Genomic DNA, 21,407 nt, shown 5'->3' on the forward strand with positions numbered 1-21,407 from the left:
GCCGCCACAACGACACGCATGCACGGGCGCGCGGCCGCACTTTTCCGTCGCCTGCAGCCCGCATCGATCCATGCTCTAATGACCGCCTGTCGCGGCGCCCCGCCGGCGCCGTTTTCGCGCATGCAATAAAGGAGTTGACGATGATCGACGTCTACAGCTGGGCGACCCCGAACGGCCACAAGGTACACATCATGCTCGAGGAAACGGGCCTCGCGTATCGTGTGCATCCGGTCGATATCGGTGCGGGCGACCAGTTCAAGCCCGAATTCCTGAAAATCAGCCCGAACAACAAGATCCCCGCGATCGTCGACGCTGACGGCCCCGGCGGCAAGCCGATCTCGCTGTTCGAATCGGGCGCGATCCTCGTGTACCTGGCAGAAAAGACCGGTCAGTTCCTGCCGACCGAGCCGGCCGAGCGCTACGCGACACTCGAATGGCTGATGTTCCAGATGGGCGGCGTCGGCCCGATGCTCGGACAGGCGCATCACTTCCGGCTGTATGCGCCGGAGAAGATCGAGTATGCGATCAATCGCTACACGAACGAAGCGAAGCGCCTGTACAACGTGATGGAAAAGCGCCTCGGCGAATCCGAATATCTCGCCGGCGACACGTACACGATCGCGGACATCGCGACCTTCCCGTGGACGCGCTCGTGGCAAAACCAGGGCATCGCGCTCGACGAACTGCCGAACGTGAAGCGCTGGCACGAAACGATTGCCGCACGTCCGGCCGTGCAGCGCGGCGTCGAAGTACTCGCATCGTTACGCAAGCCGCTGCAGGACGACAAGGCACGCGAGATGCTGTTCGGCGCAACGCAATACGCGAAGCATTGACGAACCACGGGCGGCGCGACACGGCGGCATCCATCGATGCCGCCGCGTGCATCAGAAGTAGTGCAGTGTAATGAATTCCGCAGCGCAAACGAGCAATGGCACGTCCGGGCGCTCGACCTGCATCGACACCGACCACGTCACCTGAACACCGCCCCGCGCGGCCTCCGTAGCTTCCTTCACCGCGAACAGCGCGCGCACGCGTGCACCGACCGGCACCGGCTTCAGGAACCGCACGCGGTTCAGTCCGTAGTTCACGCCCATCTTCTGCTCGAAGCGCATCGCATCCGTCATCAGCGCGGGAATCAGCGACAGCGTCAGGAATCCGTGCGCGATCGGGCCGCCGAACGGCGACTCGCGCCGGGCCCGCTCGGGATCGACGTGAATCCACTGGTGATCGCCGGTCGCGTCGGCGAAGCGGTCGACCCGGCGCTGGTCGATCTCGATCCAGCCGCTCGCGAGCGGTTCCGCGCCGACCCGCTCGTGCAGCTCTTGCGCCGTTGAGATCAGCGGCAATGTCGCGTCCGTCATGCGCTCGCTCCCGGAGCGCGGCGCAGGCCGAAGATCACCTTGGTATGCACGGTGATCACCGTGTCGCCGGCACCGTTGACACCGATCCACTCCGTCGACACGATGCCGCGATCGGGCTTGCTCTCCGATACGCGCTTGTCGTGGATCTTCTGGTACATCGTGATCGTATCGCCGGCACGCACGGGCTTGAGCCAGCGGATCGAGTCGATGCCGGGCGAACCCATGCTGGTCGAATCCGGTCCCAGCTTCTTGATGAGCAGGCTCATGAACACCGAGCACGTATGCCAGCCGCTCGCCACCAGTCCGCCGAACGGCGAGGCCTTGCCGGCCGCTTCGTCGAGGTGGAACGGTTGCGGATCGTAGCGTTGCGCGAACGCCTTGATGTCGTCCGATTCGAACGTATAGCGGCCGATTTCGGTCGTACTGCCGACTTCCAGATCTTCGTAACTGATACCCACTCTCTGTCTCCCATGGCGCGCTCATGCGCCCCCGTCATGCCACGTCGGTCAGCGCGAAATCCGGCAGTGCCGCGATGCGCGCAAGATGATGATCGGTGTCGCCGAGTGTCGTCTCGATGATTGACAGCCGCTTGAACAGATGTGCGGCGGCGACCTCATTGGTCACGCCCATGCCGCCGTGCAGTTGCACCGCCTGCTGGCCGACGAAGCGTGCGGCCGCGCCGACCCGCGCCTTCGCCGCCGACACCGCCTTGCGACGCGCATCGGCATCGCCGCCCGCGTAACGCACCGCAGCCAGGTAAGTCAGCGAGCGCGCCTGCTCCGCGTGAATCAGCATGTCGACCATCCGGTGCTGCAGTGCCTGGAATCGTGCAATCGGCACACCGAACTGTTCGCGTGTCTTTGTGTATTCGACCGTCGCGCGGTTCAGCTCGTCGAGTGCGCCAATCGCTTCCGCGCAGAGCAAGAAAGTCGCGTAATCGGCGATCTGCTCGAGTGCGGCCGCATCGCGTGCGCCGCCCGTGAGCTGCCGCGCGGGCGTGTCATGCAGCTCGATCGTCGCGGCGCGCTGGCCGTCGATCGTCCGGTAGTCGACGAGCTTCGCCCCCTCGGCACCGCGCTCGACGACGAACAGGCCGATGCCGCCGCCATCGACACGCGCGGGCATGATCCACGCATGCGCCTGCGCGCCGTGCTGAACGACCGACTTGGTTCCGGTCAGCCGATATGTGCCGCCCTGCTTGCGCGCGCGCGTATCGAGTTCGTACAGGTCGTAGCGTGCCCGCGGTTCGTGGAATGCAACGGCCAGACGCTTCTGCCCTTGTGCGACCGCTTCCAGCAGCGCGGCATCGTCACCCATGCCGGAGCCGGCGACACGCAGCGCCTCGATGCCGACCGCCGTCGCCCAGTACGGCTCGACCACCAGTGAGCGGCCGAGCTCCTGCATCGCGACCAGCATGTCGACCGGGCCGCCACCGAAACCGCCCTGTGCATCCGGCACGGGCAGCGCGGTCAGGCCCAGCTCCGCGAATGCGCTCCATTGCGCGTCCGACACGCCGGCTTCGCTTCGCACGATAGCCTGGCGTGCGTCGAATCCGTATTGCTCGCCGAGATAACGGCGCAGCGCGTCGGCAAACTGTTGCTGCTCGTCGGTAAAGCTGAAATCCATGGTTGTCTCCGTTCCCTGATCACAGCCCCAGGATCATCTGCGCGATGATGTTCTTCTGAATCTCGTTCGAACCGCCGTAGATCGACGTCTTCCGATAATTGAAGTAGTACGCGGCGAGCGGCGCGGCATCGTCGTCGCCCGCGCAGCTGTGTTCGCGCTCGCCTTCAAGGAACGGGACGTCGAACGGCGCGGCGAGCGGCCCGATCGCCTCGAACATCAGCTCGGTAAGCGCCTGCTGCACCTCGGTGCCCTTGATCTTCAACATCGATGCCTCGGGGCCGGGCCCCTTGCCGCTCGTCTCGCGGCTCACGACACGCAGCACCGTCACCTCGAGCGCCATCAGTTCAACTTCGAGCGCCGCGATCTTCGCGGCAAACACGGGATCGGCGAGCAGCGGCTTGCCGTTCTTGCGCTGGTTCGACGCCACACGCTTCAGGAACGCGAGCTCGCGCTTCGACGCGCCAACGCGCGCGATGCCGGTGCGCTCGTGGCCCAACAGGTATTTCGCATAAGTCCAGCCGCGGTTTTCATCGCCGACCAGATTCTCGACGGGCACCTTCACGTCTTCGAAAAACACCTCGTTGACTTCGTGATCCTCGTCGAGCGTGATGATCGGGCGCACCGTGATGCCGGGTGTCTTCATGTCGATCAGCAGGAACGAGATGCCCTCCTGCTTCTTCGCCGCCGGGTCGGTACGCACGAGACAGAACATCATGTCCGCATACTGGCCCAGCGTCGTCCACGTCTTCTGGCCGTTGACGACGTAGTGGTCGCCGTGACGTTCGGCTCGGGTGCGCAGCGATGCGAGATCCGACCCGGAGCCCGGTTCCGAATAGCCCTGGCACCACCAGTCGGTGCCGTCGAGAATGCGCGGTAGATAGTGGCGCTTCTGCGCTTCGCTGCCGTATTTCATCAGCACCGGCGCGACCATCGATACGCCGAACGGCAGCACCGTCGGCGCACCGATGCGTGCGCACTCCTCATCCCAGATGTGACGCTGCGTCGCGTTCCATTCCGGGCCGCCATATTCGGCCGGCCACGCGGGTGCGGACCAGCCGCGCCGGCCGAGAATCCGGTGCCAGCTCGCTAAATCCTCGCGGTCGAGTCGTTTGTGATCGAGTACCTTGGCGCGCAGTGCATGAGGCAGATTGACCTCGAGCCAGGTGCGGACGTCGACGCGGAACGCGTCGTCGGCGGGGGAATAATCCAGATCCATGCGCAGTGTCTCCTGGCCGCGACCGTCCCCGGCCCAGGACACACTGCGTACGTCATTGCAGCGGTTCTTTCAGCGCGGCAGGAATCGGCAGCGGCATCACGTCGATGCCTTCTTCGACCAAGGATTGCGCATCCTCCGGCGTCGTGACGCCACGAATGCTGCGCGCCGGCGCCTCGTTGTAATGAATGCGCCGCGCTTCCTCGGCGAAGCGCTCGCCCACGTTCTCGGTCTTCTCCAGCACCTCGCGCAGTGCGCGCATCACCTGCGCCTGCAACGCACGCGGATCGGCCGGCTGCGCCTGCGTCGCACCCGACAGGTTCAGGCGCGGCGCCGACGGCATCCGGTTGATCTCGGTCGTCCCGCACACCGGACATTCGACCAGGTTGCGGGACAACTGCGCTTCGAACTCATCGGCGGAAGCGAACCAGCCTTCGAACCGATGACCGTGCGGGCACTGTAAATCGAGGACCTTCATGCTGAATCAGGGCGTGTGGCGAGTGTAGCGCAAAACGCGCTTTTGTGAACGATCGTGCTAAACCAGGATCGCGCAGCCGGACAGCGGCCGCGTCACGGAATTGTAACGCGGCGCCCCACCCGCCGCTGACGCGCCGTCAGGGCTTCTCGACCGGGCCGAGCGGCCAGGTTCCGGAGAGCACCTTGTCGAGCCACATCGCGCCGATGATCGTCTTCACGTCAGTGATCTGGCCCGTGCGCACCCACTCCTGCAGGTCGGGCAGCGTCGCCGTGAAGGTTTCAAGGAACTCGCCTTCGTCGAGCTTACGCTCGCCGGCAGTCAGGCCGCGTGCGAGATACAGGTCGATGAATTCGGTCGAATAGGAAATGATCGGGTGAATCCGGGCCAGGAACATGTATTCACGCGCCGTGTAGCCGGTCTCCTCGCGCAGTTCGCGCACCGCGCAGGCGAGCGCGCCCTCTTCCGGATCGAGCTTGCCGGCCGGGAATTCGGCCATGACCTTGCCGATCGGATAGCGATACTGGCTTTCCATCAGCACACGGCCATCGTCGAACAGCGGGATCACCATTACCGCGCCGGGGTGCTGGACGTATTCGCGCGTGGCCTGCTTGCCATCGGGCAAACGAACGGTATCGCGCTTCAGCTTGAGAAACGAGCCGTCGAAAATCGCCTCGCTCTCGAGGCAAGTTTCGGTCAGTGCGGCGTCGTGATTGGGTAGTTCGGCCATCGGCGGGCTCCGGAGGAATGAGCACGCGACGGCCGAAGCCGTCAGCGTCGTTTGACGAGATACTGGAACGTGAAGCCGGGAAACGCGAACACGACGAAGAGACTGAACGTGATCGCGTAGAACTGCCAGCCCTGTTCGAAGCGGTTGCCGGCGCGCGACTCGAGCCAGAAGCCGAGCGCGCCGACGACGAAATACAGCACGATCAGCTCGCCGATCCGAACCCACGCATTCTTCTTCGTCGCACCGATCGGCACGATGGCGAAGAGGCGTTGGTTCAGGAACGGCACGTTGGCGCCCGCGAGCGCCAACAGCACGATGAACCAGCCGGCTGCCGACATTACAGCGGCAGCGTGTGACGAATCGCCTGCAGGCAGGCCGTCAGCAGCGGGCTCGGGATCAGGCCGAGCACGACAACTGCAATACCGTTCAGCACGAGGATCGTGCGCTTGCAGAAATCGCCGGTGACCGGGGTCGCATCCTGCGGTGCATCGAAGTACATCAGCTTGACGATGCGCAGGTAGTAGAACGCGCCGAACAGCGACGTGATCACGGCCAGCACGGCCAGCCACGTGAGACCCGCGTTGACGGTCGCCTCGAGAACCGCCAGCTTCGCGTAGAAGCCGACGGTCGGCGGGATACCGGCCAACGAGAACATCATGACCATCATCACGAACGCGAACACCGGGCTGCGCTTGTTGAGACCCTTGAAGTCGTCGATGGTTTCGGCTTCGAAATCGCGACGTGCGAGCAGCATCACCACGCCGAACGAGCCGAGCGTCGTGATCAGGTAGACGATCGCGTAGAACATCGCCGAGCTGTACGCGTTCGCCGGTGCGGTCGCGTCGCCCTTCACGATGCCGGCGAGCAGGCCGAGCAGCACGAAGCCCATGTTCGAGATCGCCGAGTACGCGAGCATCCGCTTGATGTTGCGCTGGACGATACCGGTGATGTTACCGACGATCAGCGACAGCGCGGCGAGGATCACGAGCGCGGTCTGCCAGTTCTGTGCGAGCGGCAGCAGGCCCATCACCAGGAAGCGCAAGCCCCACGCGAACGCGGCAACCTTCGGGCCGCCGCCGACGAACAGCGTCATCGCGGTCGGTGCGCCCTGGTAGACGTCCGGCACCCACATGTGGAACGGCACGGCGCCGAGCTTGAACGCGATACCGGCGACGATGAAGATCACGCCGAACATCAGCACGGCCGCATCGGTGTTGCCGCCGACCGCCTTGTACACCTCGCCCAGCTCGAGCGAGCCGGTCGCGCCGTAGAGCATCGAGATGCCGTACAGCACGAAGCCCGACGCGAGCGCGCCCAGCACGTAGTACTTCATCGCGGCTTCGCTCGACTGTGCGGCATCGCGGCGCAGCGCGATGACGGCATACAGCGACAGCGACATCAGTTCGAGGCCGAGATACAGCGTCAGGAAGTTGTTGCCCGACACCATCACCAGCTGACCGAGCAGCGAGAACATGCCCAGCAGGAACACGTCGCCGCGGAACATGTCGCGGTCTTCGAGGTATTTGCGCGAATAGACGAGCGAGACCGCGAAGCCGAGCGACACGACGGCCTTCATCATGCTCGCGAACGAGTCGACGACGACCATCCGCGAGAAGAAGTAATACTGCTGCGGGTCCAGCGCCTGAACGCCGAACCACACGCCGGCGACGATCGACGAAACCACCGCGATCAGATAGGTCAGGCGGCGGCCAGCGGCACCGGTAAAGGTGTCGTTCAGCCATGCGACGACGATGGCGACCATCACCAGCGCGTCAGGCAACAGGACATTCATAGGTGCGTTCATGATCTTGATTTCCTCCGCTCGCGATTACTGGGCCAGCGGCAGCTTCGACTGCGCGACGTGGGAGAGGAGGTTTTCCACGGAAACGTGCATCACGTCGGTGAAAGGCTTCGGATACAGGCCCATCAGCAGCGTGAACGCGGCGAGCACGGCCAGCATCGTGAATTCGCGACGGCCGATGTCCTTCAGCTTGGCAACGTGATCGTTCGCCACCGCGCCGAAGTACACGCGCTTGTACATCCACAGCGTGTAGGCCGCGCCGAGGATCAGCGTGAATGCCGCGCCGAACGCGATCCAGAAGTTGTACTGGACGGCCGCGAGAATCACCATGAACTCGCCGACGAAACCCGAGGTACCCGGCAGGCCGCAATTGGCCATCGAGAACAGCATCGCGAATGCCGCGAACTTCGGCATCACGTTCACGACGCCGCCGTAATCGGCGATCTGGCGCGAGTGCACGCGGTCGTACAGCACGCCGATGCACAGGAACATCGCGCCCGACACGAAGCCGTGCGAGATCATCTGGACGATCGCGCCTTCGACGCCGAGCTGGTTGAAGATGAAGAAGCCGAGCGTGACGAAGCCCATGTGCGCGATCGACGAATACGCGACCAGCTTCTTCATGTCGGCCTGCACCATCGCGACGAGGCCAATGTAGATCACAGCGATCAGCGACAGCGTGATCACGACCGGTGCCAGGAAGTGGCTTGCGTCAGGCGTGATCGGCAGCGAGAAACGCAGGAAACCGTACGCGCCGAGCTTCAGCATGATCGCCGCCAGCACGACCGAGCCGCCCGTCGGCGCTTCCACGTGCGCGTCCGGCAGCCAGGTGTGCACCGGCCACATCGGCACCTTCACCGCGAATGCAAGGAAGAATGCGATGAACAGCATGATCTGCGGCGTCATCGCGATCTTGGCGTTCTGCCACGTCGCGAGATCGAACGAATGCGTCTGCGTGTACAGGTAGATCAGCGCGACCAGCATCAGCAGCGAGCCGGCCAGCGTGTACAGGAAGAACTTGAACGCCGCGTACACGCGGTTCGGGCCGCCCCACACGCCGATGATGATGTACATCGGAATCAGGGTCGCCTCGAAGAACACGTAGAACAGCAGGCCGTCGGCCGCCGAGAACACGCCGATCATGATCCCGGACAGGATCAGGAACGCCGCGAGGTACTGTGCGACGTTCTCGGTGATCACTTCCCATGCGGCGATCACGACGATCACCGTGATCAGCGCGGTCAGCACGACGAACCACATCGAGATGCCGTCGACGCCAAGGTGATACGAGATGTCGAAGCGTTCGATCCAGGTCGACTTCTCGACGAACTGCAGCGCAGCCGTGCTCGAGTCGAAGCCCGTGATCAGCGGGATCGTGACCGCGAGACCGAGCAGCGAACCGATCAGCGCGACCCAGCGGGCCGTCCCCGGATTTTTGTCGTTACCCACCGCGAGCACGAGGAGGCCGAAAACGATCGGCAACCAGATCGCGGTACTGAGAATCGGAAAAGCGTGCATTAGTTGTCCCCCCGCCTTATTTGCCGCCGAGCGTTACAAACAGGGTCAGGAGCCCCAGCATGCCGATGATCATGGCGAACGCGTAGTGATAGATGTAACCGGATTGGAGGAAGCGGATCACGCCGGCGAACCAGCCGATGAACCGGGCGCTGCCGTTGACGAGGCCGTCGATCACGACGACGTCGCCTTCCTTCCACAGGCCGCGGCCGATCGCCACCGAACCACGGGCGAACACCACTTCGTTGATCTTGTCCATGTAGTACTTGTTGTCGAGCAGCGTGTAGATCGGACCGAATGCGCGGCGGATCGACGCCGGCAGCTCCGGACGCTTCAGGTACAGGAACCACGCGACGACGACACCGGCGAGCGCCAGCCACACCGGCAGGCCCGACACCGAATGCAGGCCCATGCCCACCCAGCCGTGGAACTCTTCGGCCATCTCGGCCAGCGCCGGATGGTTTTCGCCGATGAAGATCACCTTGTCGAACGCGACGCCGTGCTGGAAGAAGTCGCCGAACAGCATCGGGCCGATCGCGATCGCACCGATGATCACCGACGGAATGGCCAGCAGGACCAGCGGCACCCACACGACCCACGGGGTCTCGTGCGGCTCGTGCGCGTGGTCGTCATGACCGTGGCCATGGCCGTGATCGTCGTGACCGTGCGCGGCCGCCATGCCCATCGGCGATTCCGGATGCTTCGGCTTGCGGAAGCGCTCTTCGCCATGGAACACCAGGAAGTACATGCGGAACGAGTACAGCGCCGTGACGAACACGCTCGCGACGACCGCGAAGTACGCGAAGCCCGAACCCGGCAGATGCGACAGCTTCACCGCGTCGATGATCGAGTCCTTCGAGTAGAAGCCCGAGAAGAACGGCGTACCGATCAGCGCCAGTGAACCGACGAGCGACGTGATCCACGTGATCGGCATGTACTTGCGCAGGCCGCCCATGTTGCGCATGTCCTGGTCGTGGTGCATGCCGATGATCACCGAACCGGCGCCAAGGAACAGCAGCGCCTTGAAGAACGCGTGCGTCATCAGGTGGAACACGGCGACCGGGTAAGCGGACACGCCGAGCGCGACGGTCATGTAGCCGAGCTGCGACAGCGTCGAGTACGCGACGACACGCTTGATGTCGTTCTGGACAATCCCGAGGAAGCCCATGAACAGTGCCGTGATCGCGCCGATCACCGTGATGAACGACAGCGCGGTATCCGACAGCTCGAACAGCGGCGACATGCGCGACACCATGAAGATGCCAGCCGTCACCATCGTCGCCGCGTGAATCAGCGCGGAGATCGGGGTCGGGCCTTCCATCGAGTCGGGCAGCCACACGTGCAGCGGGAACTGCGCCGATTTACCCATCGCGCCGATGAACAGGCAGATACAGGCGACGGTCAGCAGGCCCCAGTCGGTGCCCGGGAAGTGCAGGCTGGCGAGCTCGGCACGCTTCGCGAACACTTCGCCGTAGTTCATCGAGCCCGCGAACGCCAGCAGCAGGCCGATGCCCAGCAGGAAGCCGAAGTCGCCCACGCGGTTCACGAGGAACGCCTTCATGTTCGCGTAGATCGCGCTCTCACGCGTGAAGTAGAAGCCGATCAGCAGGTACGACACCAGACCCACCGCTTCCCAGCCGAAGAACAGCTGCAGGAAGTTGTTGCTCATCACGAGCATCAGCATCGAGAACGTGAACAGCGAGATGTACGAGAAGAAGCGCTGGTAGCCGTCTTCTTCCGACATGTAGCCGATCGTGTACACGTGCACCATCAGCGAGACGAAGGTCACGACGACCATCATCATCGCGGTCAGCGAATCGACGAGGAAGCCGACTTCGAGTTTCAGCGAGCCGACGTTCATCCATTCGTAGACGGTCGCGTTGAAGCTCGCGCCGCCCATCACGTCGAGGAAGACTTTCGCCGACAGGAGGAACGCGATCAATACGCCGAGGATCGTGATCCGGTGTGCGCCCTTGCGCCCCACTGCGTTCCCGAACAGCCCCGCAATCAGCGAGCCGGCCAGCGGAGCGAGCGGAATCGCCAGCAGCAGGTTTTCATTGAGTGTCGTTGACATAACAGCGTTGCCTGAAATTAACCTTTGAGCTGATCGAGATCCTCGACATTGATCGTGTCGAGCTTACGGAACAGGGTCACCAGAATCGCGAGACCGATCGCGGCTTCCGCTGCGGCGACGGTCAGCACGAAGAACACGAATATCTGGCCGTGCACGTCGCCGAGGTAGTGAGAGAACGCGACGAAATTGGTGTTCACCGCCAGCAGCATCAGTTCGATCGCCATCAGAATGATGATGATGTTGCGGCGGTTCAGGAAGATCCCGACGATCGCGATCGCAAAGAGGATCGCGCCGAGCACGAGGTAGTGAGCAAGAGTCAGCATGGTTTTCTTTTCCTCCGCTTAGCCGTTGGTGCTCGAACCGGCTTCGCTCTGAGCCGTTTCCGGCTGCGGCTTTTCCGCTTCCATCTTCACGAGGCGCACGCGGTCGCCGCGGCGCACCTTGACCTGATCCGACACGCGCTGGCGCTTGCTGTCCTTGCCCTTGCGCTCGGTCAGCCCGATCGCGGCGATGATCGCGACCAGCAGCACCAGGCCGGCGATTTCAAACGCGAAGATGTAGTCGGTGTAGATCACCTTGCCGATCAGGCGCGTGTTCGACCAGTCGGCCATCGCGCCTGTCGCCATCGCGTGCACCGTGTGCGTGTCGCCGTAGCCCCGCCACAGGATCAGCGCGGTCTCGACCACGATGATCGCGCCGACGACGGTCGCCATCGGTACGAAGCGCTTGAAGTCGCGGCGCAGGTAATCGATGTTGATGTCCAGCATCATCACGACGAACAGGAACAGCACCATCACGGCGCCCACGTACACCAGCACCAGCAGGATCGCGAGGAACTCCGCTTCCAGCAGCATCCAGATCGCGGCGGCGTTGAAGAACGCCAGCACAAGGAAAAGCGCAGACGCCACCGGGTTGCGCGAAGTGATCACCTTCAGCCCTGATACCACCAGGAGCAGCGCGAAGATGTAGAACAGTACGGTCGTGAATTCCATGATTACCGGTTCATCGTTAGGCCATAGTCAGGCGCGGCTTGCGGGACGCTCTCGCGTGCCGCACCCGTCGCGGCGGCTCGGCCCGTTCATGCCGGGCCGGCACTGCAAACACAATCAACGATACGGCGCGTCGGCGGCCTTCGCCGCAGCGATGTCCTTCTCGTAGCGATCGCCCACCGCGAGCAGCATTTCCTTCGTGAAATACAGGTCGCCGCGCTTCTCGCCGTGGTACTCGAGAATCTGCGTCTCGACGATCGAATCGACCGGGCAGCTTTCTTCGCAGAAACCGCAGAAGATGCACTTCGTCAGGTCGATGTCGTAGCGTGTCGTGCGGCGCGTGTTGTCCGCGCGCGTTTCCGACTCGATCGTGATCGCCAGCGCGGGGCACACGGCCTCGCAGAGCTTGCACGCGATGCAGCGCTCTTCGCCGTTTTCATAGCGGCGCAGCGCATGCAGCCCGCGGAAACGCGGCGAAATCGGGGTCTTCTCTTCCGGGAACTGCACGGTGAACTTGCGCCGGAACGTGTAACGACCGGTCAGCGCGAGCCCCTTCAGCAGTTCCGTCAGGAAGAAGGTCTTAAAGAAGTGTTGGATTGCCGTCATGATTTCGTCCGATCTTTACTTCACCCAGATGTTGAGCGGCGACATCATCCAGAAGCCGACCACGACCACCCAGATCACCGTGACGGGCAGGAATACCTTCCAGCCCAGACGCATGATCTGGTCGTACCGGTAGCGCGGGAACGTCGCGCGCACCCAGATGAACACCGACAGCAGCGCGAATACCTTCAGCACCAGCCAGAAGATGCCCGGAATGAACGACAGGAATTCGAACGGTGCGTCCCAGCCACCGAGGAACAGCGTCGCGGCCAGCGCCGAGATCACGATCATGTTGATGTACTCGGCGAGGAAGAACAGCGCGAACGCCATGCCCGAGTAATCGATCATGTGACCTGCGACGATCTCCGACTCCCCTTCCACCACGTCGAACGGGTGACGGTTCGTTTCGGCGATGCCGGACACGAAGTAGACGACGAACGCCGGCAGCAGCGGCAGCCAGTTCCACGACAGGAAGTTCACACCGTGGCCGGCGAAGAAGCCGTGCTGCTGCGAGCCGACGATTTCCGACAGGTTCAGGCTGCCGGCCGTCATCAGCACGAGCACGAGCGCGAAGCCCATCGAGATTTCGTACGACACCATCTGCGCCGCGGCGCGCATCGCGCCGAGGAACGCGTACTTCGAGTTCGACGCCCAGCCGGCGAGAATCACCGCGTACACGCCGATCGACGAGATCGCCATCGCATACAGCAGGCCCGCATTCACGTTCGCGAGCACGGCTTCGGCCTGGAACGGGATCACTGCCCACACGGCGAACGCCGGCACGACCGTCATGACCGGCGCGATCAGGTACAGCCAGCGGCTCGCTGCGCTCGGCTGAATGACTTCCTTCAGCAGCAGTTTCAGCACGTCGGCGATCGGCTGCAGCAAGCCGCCGGGGCCGACGCGGTTCGGGCCGAGACGCACGTGCATCCAGCCGATCAGCTTGCGTTCCCACAGAATCAGGTACGCGACGCACAGCAGGATCACGACGGCGACGACGAGGATGCGCACGAGGGCCCACACCGTCGGCCACGCGACGCCGAGAAGCTGGGCTCCGCCCGCGTTGATCGTATCGAACAAGCTCATTTACGCCTTCTCCACCACCAGTTCACCGGACAGGCTGCCGAGCGCTGCGCCGGCAGGCGTCGCCGCCGACACGCGAACGACCGTCTCCGCAAGATTCGCGTCGCGCACGGCCGGCAACTGCACCGCGCGCTCGCCCTGGCGCACGCGTACCGCGTCGCCTTCCTTCAAGCCCAGCTTGTCGAACAGCCCGGCCGGCAGGGCTGCGGCATTCGCAGCCTTCGCGGCGGCCGTCAGGTGCAGCGCACCCGCGCGGCGCACGAGGGCGTCGGCATGATAGATCGGCACGTCGGCGAGGCGCTCGAAGCCGCCGTTCGCGGCAGCTGCCGCGACGCGTGCCGGCGCGACCGACGTCTGGTTCGACAGACGGTTCGCGACGCCTGCGTCGCCGAGCGCCGCGAGACGCACTTCTTCCGCAGTTTCATATTCGAAGTTCGGCAGGCCGAGCAGGCTGCCGAGCACGCGCAGCACCTTCCACGCCGGACGCGTGTCGCCGAGCGGGCGCACGACGCCGTTGAAGCTCTGCACCGAGCCTTCCGCGTTCACGTACGTGCCTGCCGTTTCCGTGAACGGCGCGATCGGCAGCAGCACGTCGGCGTAATCGAGGCCGTGCTTGAACGGCGACATCACGACGACCATTTCGGCTTGGTTCAGCGCGGCAAGCGCCTGTGCCGGATCCGCCGTGTCGAATTCCGGTTCGACGTTCAGCAGCACGTAGCCCTTGCGCGGCTGCGCGAACGCTTCGCGTGCGTTCAGGCCGCCTTCGCCCGGCAGTGCGCCGACGGCGTGCGCGCCGACCGTGTTCGCCGCCTCCGTCAGGAAACCGAACGTGGCGCCGGTGTTGTCGGCGATCCACTGCGCGACCGCGTGCAGCTTCGCGAATTGAGGGTGGCGGACGGCTGCATTGCCGAGCAGCACCGCGCGGCGCTCGCCGTTCGCGAGCGACTGGGCGACTGCTTGCGCAGCCGGCGACGCGGTAACGCCCGCGAGCGCGTCAGGCAGCGCTACGCCGCGCAGTTGCGCAACGGCGGCAGCGACGCCAGCCAGTTCGTCGAGCCATGCCGACGGCGCGGCGACGATGCGCTTCGCGGTCGGAATCAGCGAGTCATCGGCGGTCGCGTGCAGGAAGTGCAGCTTCGCGCCATTCTTCGCGGCCTGACGCAGGCGTGCGGCGAACAGCGGGTGGTCGCGGCGCAGGAAAGAACCGACGACGAACGCGGCATCCACGTTCGACAGGTCGGCGATCGGCATGCCGAGCCACGGCGCGCCCTGGACCGGTGCCGAGAAATCCTGCTGACGCAGACGGAAGTCGACGTTCGGCGTCTTCAGTTCGTTGGCGAGTTGCTTCACGAGGAACAGCTCTTCAGCCGTGCTGTGCGCGCTCGCGAGCATCGCCAGCGCGTTCGCGCCGTGATCCGCGGCGATGCCCTTCAGGCCCTTCGCGACATATTCGAGCGCGGTCTGCCAGTCGGTTTCGATCCACTGGCCGCCCTGCTTGAGCATCGGCTTCGTCAGGCGCTCTTCGCTGTTCAGGCCTTCGTACGAGAAACGGTCCTTGTCCGAGATCCAGCATTCGTTGATCGCTTCGTTCTCGAACGGCAGCACGCGCATCACGCGGTTGTTCTTCACCTGCACGACGAGGTTCGCGCCGACCGAATCGTGCGGGCTCACCGACTTGCGCCGCGACAGTTCCCACGTCCGGGCGCTGTAGCGGAACGGCTTGCTGGTCAGCGCGCCGACCGGGCACAGGTCGATCATGTTGCCCGACAGTTCGGAGTCGACCGTCTTGCCGACGAACGTCGTGATTTCCGAATGCTCGCCGCGGCCCAGCATGCCGAGCTCCATCACGCCGGCGATTTCCTGGCCGAAGCGGACGCAGCGCGTGCAGTGGATGCAACGCGACATTTCTTCCATCGAGATCAGCGGCCCCACGTTCTTGTGGAACACCACGCGCTTTTCTTCCGAGTAGCGCGACGACGACTTGCCGTAGCCGACCGCCAGATCCTGCAGCTGGCATTCGCCGCCCTGATCGCAGATCGGGCAGTCGAGCGGGTGGTTGATGAGGAGGAATTCCATCACCGACTGCTGCGCCTTCACGGCCTTGTCGGACTGCGTGCGCACGATCATGCCGGCCGACACGGGCGTCGCGCAGGCAGGCACGGCCTTCGGCATCTTCTCGACTTCGACGAGACACATCCGGCAGTTGGCCGCGACCGACAGTTTCTTGTGATAGCAGAAGTGAGGAATGTACGTATCCGCCTTGTGCGCAGCCTGGATCACCATGCTGCCTTCGGGCACCTCGACCTTCTTGCCGTCTATTTCAAGTTCAACCATGATGGTGAATGGTCCTTAACCTATTTCCGCCCGTTCGCGCGTTCGCCCGACCGTGCGCTCAAATTCCGCAACCGGTGCTTCGCTTCAGGCTGCCGCCGCGTGCGCGTGGCCGCCGACCATGCAGTGCTTGTGCTCGACGTGGTACGCGAATTCGTCCCAGTAATGCTTGAGCATCCCGCGTACCGGCATCGCCGCCGCATCGCCGAGCGCGCAAATCGTGCGGCCCATGATGTTCTCGGCAACCGAATTCAGCAGGTCCAGATCTTCCTGGCGCCCTTCGCCGTGCTCGATACGATTCACGACGCGATACAGCCAGCCGGTGCCTTCACGGCACGGCGTGCACTGGCCGCACGATTCCTCGTAGTAGAAGTACGACAGGCGCAGCAGCGAACGCACCATGCAGCGCGTCTCGTCCATCACGATCACCGCGCCGGAGCCGAGCATCGAGCCCGCCTTCGCGATCGAGTCGTAATCGAGATCGGTCTGCATCATGATGTCGCCCGGGATCACCGGCGCCGACGAACCGCCCGGAATCACGGCCTTGATCTTGCGACCGCCGCGCATCCCGCCGGCGAGCTCCATCAGCGTCGCGAACGGCGTGCCGAGCGGCACTTCATAGTTGCCCGGACGCTCGACGTCGCCCGACACCGAGAAGATCTTCGTGCCGCCGTTGTTCGGCTTGCCGATCTCGAGGTAATTCTGCGGCCCGATGGACAGCAGGAACGGCACCGCGGCAAACGTCTCGGTGTTGTTGATCGTGGTCGGCTTGCCGTACACGCCGAAGCTCGCCGGGAACGGCGGCTTGAAGCGCGGCTGGCCTTTCTTGCCCTCGAGCGACTCGAGCAGCGCCGTTTCCTCGCCGCAGATGTACGCGCCGTAACCGTGGTGCGCGTGCAGCTGGAACGAGAATTCCGAGCCCATGATGTTGTCGCCGAGGAAACCCGCGGCACGCGCTTCATCGAGCGCGGCCTCGAAGCGTCGATACACTTCGAAGATTTCGCCGTGGATGTAGTTGTAGCCGACGGTGATGCCCATCGCGTACGCGCCGATGGCCATGCCTTCGATCAGCGCATGCGGATTCCAGCGCAGGATGTCGCGATCCTTGAACGTGCCCGGTTCCCCTTCGTCCGAGTTGCAGACGAGGTACTTCTGCCCCGGGAACTGGCGCGGCATGAAGCTCCACTTCAGGCCGGTCGGGAAGCCCGCACCGCCACGGCCACGCAGGCCCGACGCCTTCACGTCGGCGATCACCTGCTCCGGCGGAATCTTTTCTTCGAGAATGCGGCGCAGCTGCTTGTAGCCGCCGCGCGCGACGTAGTCTTCGAGATGCCAGTTCTCGCCGTTCAGACCAGCGAGGATCAGCGGTTTGATGTGACGGTCGTGGAGGGACGTCATTTCGAGAGCTCCTCAAGCAGCTGGTCGATCTTCTCGCGGCTCATGAAGCTGCACATTCTGTGATTGTTCACCAGCAGCACCGGTGCGTCGCCGCACGAGCCCATGCATTCGCCTTCCTTCAGCGTGAACTTGCCGTCGGGCGTGGTCTCGCCGAAGTCGATGCCCAGCTTCTGTTTCAGGTAGTCGGCGGTCGCTTCCGCGCCACCGTGCGGGCCAAGCTGGCACGGCAGGTTCGTGCAAAGCGTGATCTTGTGCTTGCCGACCGGTTTGAGCTCGTACATCGTGTAGAACGTCGCGACTTCCTGCACGGCGACGGCCGGCATGCCGAGATAGTCCGCGACGAACTGCATCAGTTCGGGCGACAGCCAGCCGTGCTCTTCCTGAGCGACGGCCAACGCCGACATTACGGCGGACTGTTTCTGATCGGCGGGATACTTCGTCAACGCTCGATCGATTTCCTTCAGGCCTTCAGCTGAGATCATTTTCAGACACGACTCTTTCAATTCCTACCGAACGAACAACCTGCCGCACTGCTGTGCAAGGACGGCAGACCTGGCGCTCACTGTTGACAGCTTGCGAAGCCGCGCCGGTTCAGCGCGCATCGCGTGTGACTTACTGCTCGCCGCCCGCTCGCGCGGGCGGCGCAACCATTAGCGATCGATTTCGCCGAACACGATGTCCTGCGTACCGATGATCGTGACGGCGTCGGCAATCATGTGCCCGCGCGCCATTTCGTCGAGCGACGCAAGGTGCGCGAAGCCCGGTGCACGAATCTTGAGGCGATACGGCTTGTTCGCACCGTCCGACACGAGGTAGATGCCGAACTCGCCCTTCGGATGCTCGACCGCCGCGTACGCCTCGCCTTCCGGCACGTGAAAACCTTCGGTGAAGAGCTTGAAGTGGTGAATCAAGTCTTCCATGTTGGTTTTCATGCCGACGCGCGACGGCGGCGCAACCTTGTGATTGTCGGTCATCACCGGGCCCGGATTCTTGCGGAGCCACTCAATACACTGTTTCGCGATGCGGACGGACTGGCGCATTTCCTCGACCCGCACCAGATAGCGGTCGTAGCAATCGCCGTTCACGCCGACCGGCACGTCGAAATCCATGCGGTCGTACACTTCGTACGGCTGCTTCTTGCGCAGGTCCCACGCGATACCCGAACCGCGCAGCATCGGGCCAGTCAGGCCCATCTGCAGCGCGCGTTCCGGGCTGACGACGCCGATCCCGACCAGACGCTGCTTCCAGATCCGGTTGTCGGTCAGCAGCGTTTCGTACTCGTCGATGCACTTCGGGAAACGCGCGAAGAAGTCGTCGATGAAATCGAGCACCGAGCCGCTGCGCGCTTCGTTCATCTTCGCGAGCGCCTTCTCGTTGCGAATCTTCGACGCCTTGTATTGCGGCATTGCGTCAGGCAGGTCGCGGTAGACGCCGCCCGGACGGTAGTACGCCGCGTGCATCCGGGCGCCGGACACCGCTTCGTACACGTCCATCAGGTCTTCCCGCTCGCGGAATGCGTACAGGAACACCGCCATCGCGCCGACGTCGAGCGCGTGCGCGCCGATCCACATCAGGTGGTTCAGCACGCGCGTGATCTCGTCGAACAGCACGCGGATGTACTGCGCGCGCTCCGGCACGTCGATGCCGAGCAGACGCTCGATCGCGAGCACGTAGCCGTGCTCGTTGACCATCATCGACACGTAGTCGAGACGGTCCATGTACGGCACGGACTGAATGAAGGTCTTGTTTTCGGCGAGCTTTTCAGTCGCGCGATGCAGCAGGCCTATGTGTGGATCGGCGCGCTGAATGACTTCGCCGTCGAGCTCGAGCACGAGGCGCAGCACACCGTGCGCTGCCGGGTGCTGCGGGCCGAAGTTGAGGGTGTAGTTCTTGATTTCTGCCATGACGCCCCCTTAATGTTTCAGACCGCCATAGCGATCCTCGCGGATCACGCGCGGCGTGATTTCGCGCGGCTCGATCGTCACCGGCTGGTAGACGACCCGCTTTTCTTCCGGGTCGTAACGCATTTCGACATAGCCCGACACCGGGAAGTCCTTGCGGAACGGATGGCCGATGAAGCCGTAGTCGGTGAGAATGCGGCGCAGATCGGGGTGCCCCTCGAACACGAGGCCGTACAGGTCGAACGCTTCGCGCTCGTACCAGTTTGCGGAGGTCCAGATGTCGACGAGCGATGCCACGATCGGCAGATCGTCGTCCGGTGCGAACACGCGCAGGCGCAGGCGCCAGTTGTTCGTAACCGACAGCAGGTGCGACACGGCCGCGAAACGCGGGCCGTCGTAGGCGCCGTCGCCGTAGGTCTGGTAATCGACGCCGCAGAGGTCGATCAGTTGCTCGAAACGGAGCTTCGGATCGTCGCGCAGCATCTTTGCGACTTCGAGGTAATCGCTCGCCTTCACGACGAGCGTCAGTTCACCGATCGCTTCGGTGAGGCTCACCACGCGCGCGCCGAGCGCGGCTTCGAGGTTTGCCTTGAGGGTCTCGATTTTGCTTGCCATATTGAGGGGACGCTCGGGGCTTTATTGACGGGCGATGGTGTTGGTGCGGCGGATCTTCGCCTGAAGCTGGATCACGCCGTAGACCAGCGCCTCGGCTGTGGGTGGACAGCCCGGCACATAGACGTCGACCGGCACGATCCGGTCGCAACCACGGACCACCGAGTACGAGTAGTGGTAGTACCCGCCACCGTTCGCGCACGACCCCATCGAGATCACCCAGCGCGGCTCGGCCATCTGGTCGTACACGCGGCGCAGTGCGGGCGCCATCTTGTTGCACAGCGTGCCGGCGACGATCATCACGTCCGACTGACGCGGACTCGGACGGAACACGACCCCGAACCGGTCCAGGTCATAACGGGCCGCGCCCGCATGCATCATCTCGACGGCGCAACACGCGAGCCCGAACGTCATCGGCCACAGCGAGCCGGTACGCGTCCAGTTGATCAGCTTGTCAGCCGTCGTGGTGACAAACCCTTCCTTCAAGACCCCTTCGATACTCATTTGCTTTCCACTCCAGACGAGCGGCCCAGCGTGGCCGCCCATGCAAACCGGCGATTAACCCATCACTCCCAGTCGAGGCCGCCTTTCTTCCAGATATAGGCAAAGCCCAGCAGGAATTCGAGCAGAAAAATCATCATTGCGATGAAACCCGGCCAGCCGATGTCCCGGAGCGCGACGCCCCACGGAAACAGGAATGCGGTTTCGAGATCGAAGATGATGAACAGGATGGCGACGAGGTAGTACCGGACGTCGAATTTCATCCGGGCGTCTTCAAAGGCTTCGAAGCCGCACTCGTACGGTGCGTTCTTATCGACGTCCGGCTTGTTGGGACCAAGGAGCTTGCCGATGCTGACCAGCGCTATACCTAAACCAGTGCCCACGAGGAGGAACAACAAGACGGGGTAATAGGCTGCGAGGTTCAAGGCAATCCTCTATCGGTTGGTTCTGAGCGTCCGGAGAATACCACTTCCGGCGGAAGGAATCATTTCGGAGTGCATGCGATCACAAGACAATCGCAAGGCACACCCCACAAATGAAAAATGCCAGCCACTAGAAGCGGCTGGCATTGAGTAACTTTGGTGCCGACGGCGAGACTCGAACTCGCACAGCTTTCGCCACTACCCCCTCAAGATAGCGTGTCTACCAATTTCACCACGTCGGCACTGCATGCAACTCGGGTTGTACTGCTTGTTCCCGCGAATCGCTTCAAGAATTAAATTCTAACCCGAGTTCCAGATTTGTTCAACGCACAAACGCAAAAAATTTAACTTTTTATTTCGGGACGTCCTGGCCCGGCGCGCTCGCTGCCGAACCCGCGACGGCAGACGCGGCGACGGCCGGCGCCGACGCCGCAGGCGCCGATGCCGGCGCGGTCGCGGCGGTGCCGAGCACACCCGCCGACGGCGTCGACTTGTACGAACCAAGGTACGTCAGCGCCAGCGTCGCGACGAAGAAGATCGTCGCGAGAATACCCGTCGTGCGCGACAGGAAGTTCGCGGAGCCAGTAGCACCGAACAGGCTGCCCGACGCGCCGCTGCCGAATGCAGCGCCCATGTCGGCGCCCTTGCCGTGCTGCAGCAGCACGAGTCCGATCACACCGAGTGCAGACAGCACCTGCACGACAATAATCAGCGTCTTGAATAACAGCATCACACCCACCCGATTGGATCAGGCAACCGGACCAACCGGTCG

23 protein-coding genes and 1 tRNA gene are annotated in these 21,407 nt (G+C 63.4%); 1 reads left to right on the forward strand and 23 read right to left on the reverse strand.

The features are described from left to right. Nucleotides 1-140: 140 nt before the first annotated feature. The gene (locus tag WI26_RS10800) at nucleotides 141-833 is read left to right on the forward strand and encodes a glutathione binding-like protein (protein ID WP_059468297.1); all 693 of its coding nucleotides are present in this window, start codon (nucleotides 141-143) and stop codon (nucleotides 831-833) included. Between the two features lie 51 nt (nucleotides 834-884). On the opposite strand, the gene WI26_RS10805 is transcribed toward WI26_RS10800, so the two are convergent. The 23 genes from WI26_RS10805 to secG all read right to left on the reverse strand — a co-directional run bounded on the left by WI26_RS10805 (nucleotide 885) and on the right by secG (nucleotide 21,365). After that, nucleotides 885-1,361: a MaoC family dehydratase gene (locus WI26_RS10805; RefSeq protein ID WP_059468096.1), complete on the reverse strand. Its 477-nt coding sequence runs from the start codon at nucleotides 1,359-1,361 to the stop codon at nucleotides 885-887. Further along, nucleotides 1,358-1,819: a MaoC family dehydratase gene (locus WI26_RS10810; protein WP_059468097.1), complete on the reverse strand. Its 462-nt coding sequence runs from the start codon at nucleotides 1,817-1,819 to the stop codon at nucleotides 1,358-1,360. The genes WI26_RS10805 and WI26_RS10810 overlap by 4 nt, the downstream gene beginning before the upstream one ends. A 34-nt stretch (nucleotides 1,820-1,853) precedes the next feature. Continuing rightward, a complete protein-coding gene (locus WI26_RS10815; RefSeq protein ID WP_069225924.1) occupies nucleotides 1,854-2,987 on the reverse strand; it encodes an acyl-CoA dehydrogenase family protein in 1,134 nt (377 codons plus the stop codon). Between the two features lie 19 nt (nucleotides 2,988-3,006). Continuing rightward, nucleotides 3,007-4,203 (reverse strand): acyl-CoA dehydrogenase family protein, encoded by a 1,197-nt coding sequence (locus tag WI26_RS10820; RefSeq protein WP_069225925.1) that lies wholly within the window; start codon nucleotides 4,201-4,203, stop codon nucleotides 3,007-3,009. 52 nt (nucleotides 4,204-4,255) lie between these two features. Beyond that, nucleotides 4,256-4,678 (reverse strand): DUF1178 family protein, encoded by a 423-nt coding sequence (locus WI26_RS10825; RefSeq protein ID WP_059468100.1) that lies wholly within the window; start codon nucleotides 4,676-4,678, stop codon nucleotides 4,256-4,258. A gap of 136 nt (nucleotides 4,679-4,814) precedes the next feature. After that, nucleotides 4,815-5,405: an NUDIX domain-containing protein gene (locus WI26_RS10830; protein WP_069225926.1), complete on the reverse strand. Its 591-nt coding sequence runs from the start codon at nucleotides 5,403-5,405 to the stop codon at nucleotides 4,815-4,817. A 41-nt stretch (nucleotides 5,406-5,446) separates the two neighbouring features. Next, nucleotides 5,447-5,743: a DUF2818 family protein gene (locus tag WI26_RS10835; protein WP_059468102.1), complete on the reverse strand. Its 297-nt coding sequence runs from the start codon at nucleotides 5,741-5,743 to the stop codon at nucleotides 5,447-5,449. Next, the gene (gene nuoN / locus WI26_RS10840; protein WP_196480704.1) at nucleotides 5,743-7,197 is read right to left on the reverse strand and encodes an NADH-quinone oxidoreductase subunit NuoN; all 1,455 of its coding nucleotides are present in this window, start codon (nucleotides 7,195-7,197) and stop codon (nucleotides 5,743-5,745) included. Before nuoN ends, WI26_RS10835 begins: the two co-directional genes overlap by 1 nt. A 36-nt stretch (nucleotides 7,198-7,233) precedes the next feature. Beyond that, a complete protein-coding gene (locus WI26_RS10845) occupies nucleotides 7,234-8,724 on the reverse strand; it encodes an NADH-quinone oxidoreductase subunit M (protein WP_060321877.1) in 1,491 nt (496 codons plus the stop codon). A 16-nt stretch (nucleotides 8,725-8,740) separates the two neighbouring features. Beyond that, entirely contained in the window at nucleotides 8,741-10,795 is a 2,055-nt protein-coding gene (gene nuoL / locus WI26_RS10850) for an NADH-quinone oxidoreductase subunit L (protein ID WP_059468104.1), read from the reverse strand. A 17-nt stretch (nucleotides 10,796-10,812) separates the two neighbouring features. Continuing rightward, complete coding sequence (nuoK, locus tag WI26_RS10855) at nucleotides 10,813-11,118, reverse strand: NADH-quinone oxidoreductase subunit NuoK (RefSeq protein WP_004185739.1); 306 nt, start codon at nucleotides 11,116-11,118, stop codon at nucleotides 10,813-10,815. A gap of 18 nt (nucleotides 11,119-11,136) precedes the next feature. Further along, on the reverse strand, nucleotides 11,137-11,787 hold the full coding sequence (locus WI26_RS10860; protein ID WP_069225927.1) for an NADH-quinone oxidoreductase subunit J: 651 nt from the start codon (nucleotides 11,785-11,787) through the stop codon (nucleotides 11,137-11,139). Between the two features lie 114 nt (nucleotides 11,788-11,901). Continuing rightward, on the reverse strand, nucleotides 11,902-12,390 hold the full coding sequence (nuoI, locus tag WI26_RS10865; protein ID WP_006398806.1) for an NADH-quinone oxidoreductase subunit NuoI: 489 nt from the start codon (nucleotides 12,388-12,390) through the stop codon (nucleotides 11,902-11,904). A 15-nt stretch (nucleotides 12,391-12,405) separates the two neighbouring features. Further along, a complete protein-coding gene (nuoH, locus tag WI26_RS10870) occupies nucleotides 12,406-13,473 on the reverse strand; it encodes an NADH-quinone oxidoreductase subunit NuoH (RefSeq protein ID WP_063550150.1) in 1,068 nt (355 codons plus the stop codon). Beyond that, the gene (gene nuoG, locus WI26_RS10875; protein WP_069225928.1) at nucleotides 13,474-15,804 is read right to left on the reverse strand and encodes an NADH-quinone oxidoreductase subunit NuoG; all 2,331 of its coding nucleotides are present in this window, start codon (nucleotides 15,802-15,804) and stop codon (nucleotides 13,474-13,476) included. It lies immediately after the preceding gene. Between the two features lie 84 nt (nucleotides 15,805-15,888). Then, nucleotides 15,889-17,199 (reverse strand): NADH-quinone oxidoreductase subunit NuoF, encoded by a 1,311-nt coding sequence (gene nuoF, locus WI26_RS10880; protein ID WP_006756904.1) that lies wholly within the window; start codon nucleotides 17,197-17,199, stop codon nucleotides 15,889-15,891. Next, nucleotides 17,196-17,681 (reverse strand): NADH-quinone oxidoreductase subunit NuoE, encoded by a 486-nt coding sequence (gene nuoE / locus WI26_RS10885; protein WP_009694121.1) that lies wholly within the window; start codon nucleotides 17,679-17,681, stop codon nucleotides 17,196-17,198. The genes nuoF and nuoE overlap by 4 nt, the downstream gene beginning before the upstream one ends. A gap of 168 nt (nucleotides 17,682-17,849) precedes the next feature. After that, nucleotides 17,850-19,103 (reverse strand): NADH-quinone oxidoreductase subunit D, encoded by a 1,254-nt coding sequence (locus WI26_RS10890; protein WP_059468107.1) that lies wholly within the window; start codon nucleotides 19,101-19,103, stop codon nucleotides 17,850-17,852. Nucleotides 19,104-19,112: 9 nt separating this feature from the next. Then, nucleotides 19,113-19,715 (reverse strand): NADH-quinone oxidoreductase subunit C, encoded by a 603-nt coding sequence (locus WI26_RS10895; RefSeq protein WP_059468108.1) that lies wholly within the window; start codon nucleotides 19,713-19,715, stop codon nucleotides 19,113-19,115. A gap of 21 nt (nucleotides 19,716-19,736) precedes the next feature. After that, a complete protein-coding gene (locus tag WI26_RS10900; protein ID WP_006398799.1) occupies nucleotides 19,737-20,216 on the reverse strand; it encodes a NuoB/complex I 20 kDa subunit family protein in 480 nt (159 codons plus the stop codon). 62 nt (nucleotides 20,217-20,278) lie between these two features. Further along, a complete protein-coding gene (locus WI26_RS10905; protein WP_059448012.1) occupies nucleotides 20,279-20,638 on the reverse strand; it encodes an NADH-quinone oxidoreductase subunit A in 360 nt (119 codons plus the stop codon). Nucleotides 20,639-20,792: 154 nt separating this feature from the next. Further along, nucleotides 20,793-20,877 (reverse strand) — tRNA-Leu (locus WI26_RS10910). Between the two features lie 110 nt (nucleotides 20,878-20,987). Further along, complete coding sequence (gene secG / locus WI26_RS10915; protein WP_069225929.1) at nucleotides 20,988-21,365, reverse strand: preprotein translocase subunit SecG; 378 nt, start codon at nucleotides 21,363-21,365, stop codon at nucleotides 20,988-20,990. Between the last annotated feature and the right edge of the window lie 42 nt (nucleotides 21,366-21,407).

The sequence above is a fragment of the Burkholderia diffusa genome (genome assembly GCF_001718315.1).
In the GTDB taxonomy this organism is placed as follows: Bacteria; Pseudomonadota; Gammaproteobacteria; order Burkholderiales; family Burkholderiaceae; genus Burkholderia; species Burkholderia diffusa_B.

Coding starts and splice junctions, on each gene's coding strand:
- WI26_RS10800 (WP_059468297.1), top strand. CDS start 141: ATGATCGACGTCTACAGCTGGGCGACCCCGAACGGCCACAAGGTACAC.
- WI26_RS10805 (WP_059468096.1), bottom strand. CDS start 1,361: ATGACGGACGCGACATTGCCGCTGATCTCAACGGCGCAAGAGCTGCAC.
- WI26_RS10815 (WP_069225924.1), bottom strand. CDS start 2,987: ATGGATTTCAGCTTTACCGACGAGCAGCAACAGTTTGCCGACGCGCTG.
- WI26_RS10820 (WP_069225925.1), bottom strand. CDS start 4,203: ATGGATCTGGATTATTCCCCCGCCGACGACGCGTTCCGCGTCGACGTC.
- WI26_RS10825 (WP_059468100.1), bottom strand. CDS start 4,678: ATGAAGGTCCTCGATTTACAGTGCCCGCACGGTCATCGGTTCGAAGGC.
- WI26_RS10830 (WP_069225926.1), bottom strand. CDS start 5,405: ATGGCCGAACTACCCAATCACGACGCCGCACTGACCGAAACTTGCCTC.
- WI26_RS10835 (WP_059468102.1), bottom strand. CDS start 5,743: ATGTCGGCAGCCGGCTGGTTCATCGTGCTGTTGGCGCTCGCGGGCGCC.
- nuoN (WP_196480704.1), bottom strand. CDS start 7,197: ATGAATGTCCTGTTGCCTGACGCGCTGGTGATGGTCGCCATCGTCGTC.
- WI26_RS10845 (WP_060321877.1), bottom strand. CDS start 8,724: ATGCACGCTTTTCCGATTCTCAGTACCGCGATCTGGTTGCCGATCGTT.
- nuoL (WP_059468104.1), bottom strand. CDS start 10,795: ATGTCAACGACACTCAATGAAAACCTGCTGCTGGCGATTCCGCTCGCT.
- nuoK (WP_004185739.1), bottom strand. CDS start 11,118: ATGCTGACTCTTGCTCACTACCTCGTGCTCGGCGCGATCCTCTTTGCG.
- WI26_RS10860 (WP_069225927.1), bottom strand. CDS start 11,787: ATGGAATTCACGACCGTACTGTTCTACATCTTCGCGCTGCTCCTGGTG.
- nuoI (WP_006398806.1), bottom strand. CDS start 12,390: ATGACGGCAATCCAACACTTCTTTAAGACCTTCTTCCTGACGGAACTG.
- nuoH (WP_063550150.1), bottom strand. CDS start 13,473: ATGAGCTTGTTCGATACGATCAACGCGGGCGGAGCCCAGCTTCTCGGC.
- nuoG (WP_069225928.1), bottom strand. CDS start 15,804: ATGGTTGAACTTGAAATAGACGGCAAGAAGGTCGAGGTGCCCGAAGGC.
- nuoF (WP_006756904.1), bottom strand. CDS start 17,199: ATGACGTCCCTCCACGACCGTCACATCAAACCGCTGATCCTCGCTGGT.
- nuoE (WP_009694121.1), bottom strand. CDS start 17,681: ATGATCTCAGCTGAAGGCCTGAAGGAAATCGATCGAGCGTTGACGAAG.
- WI26_RS10890 (WP_059468107.1), bottom strand. CDS start 19,103: ATGGCAGAAATCAAGAACTACACCCTCAACTTCGGCCCGCAGCACCCG.
- WI26_RS10895 (WP_059468108.1), bottom strand. CDS start 19,715: ATGGCAAGCAAAATCGAGACCCTCAAGGCAAACCTCGAAGCCGCGCTC.
- WI26_RS10900 (WP_006398799.1), bottom strand. CDS start 20,216: ATGAGTATCGAAGGGGTCTTGAAGGAAGGGTTTGTCACCACGACGGCT.
- secG (WP_069225929.1), bottom strand. CDS start 21,365: ATGCTGTTATTCAAGACGCTGATTATTGTCGTGCAGGTGCTGTCTGCA.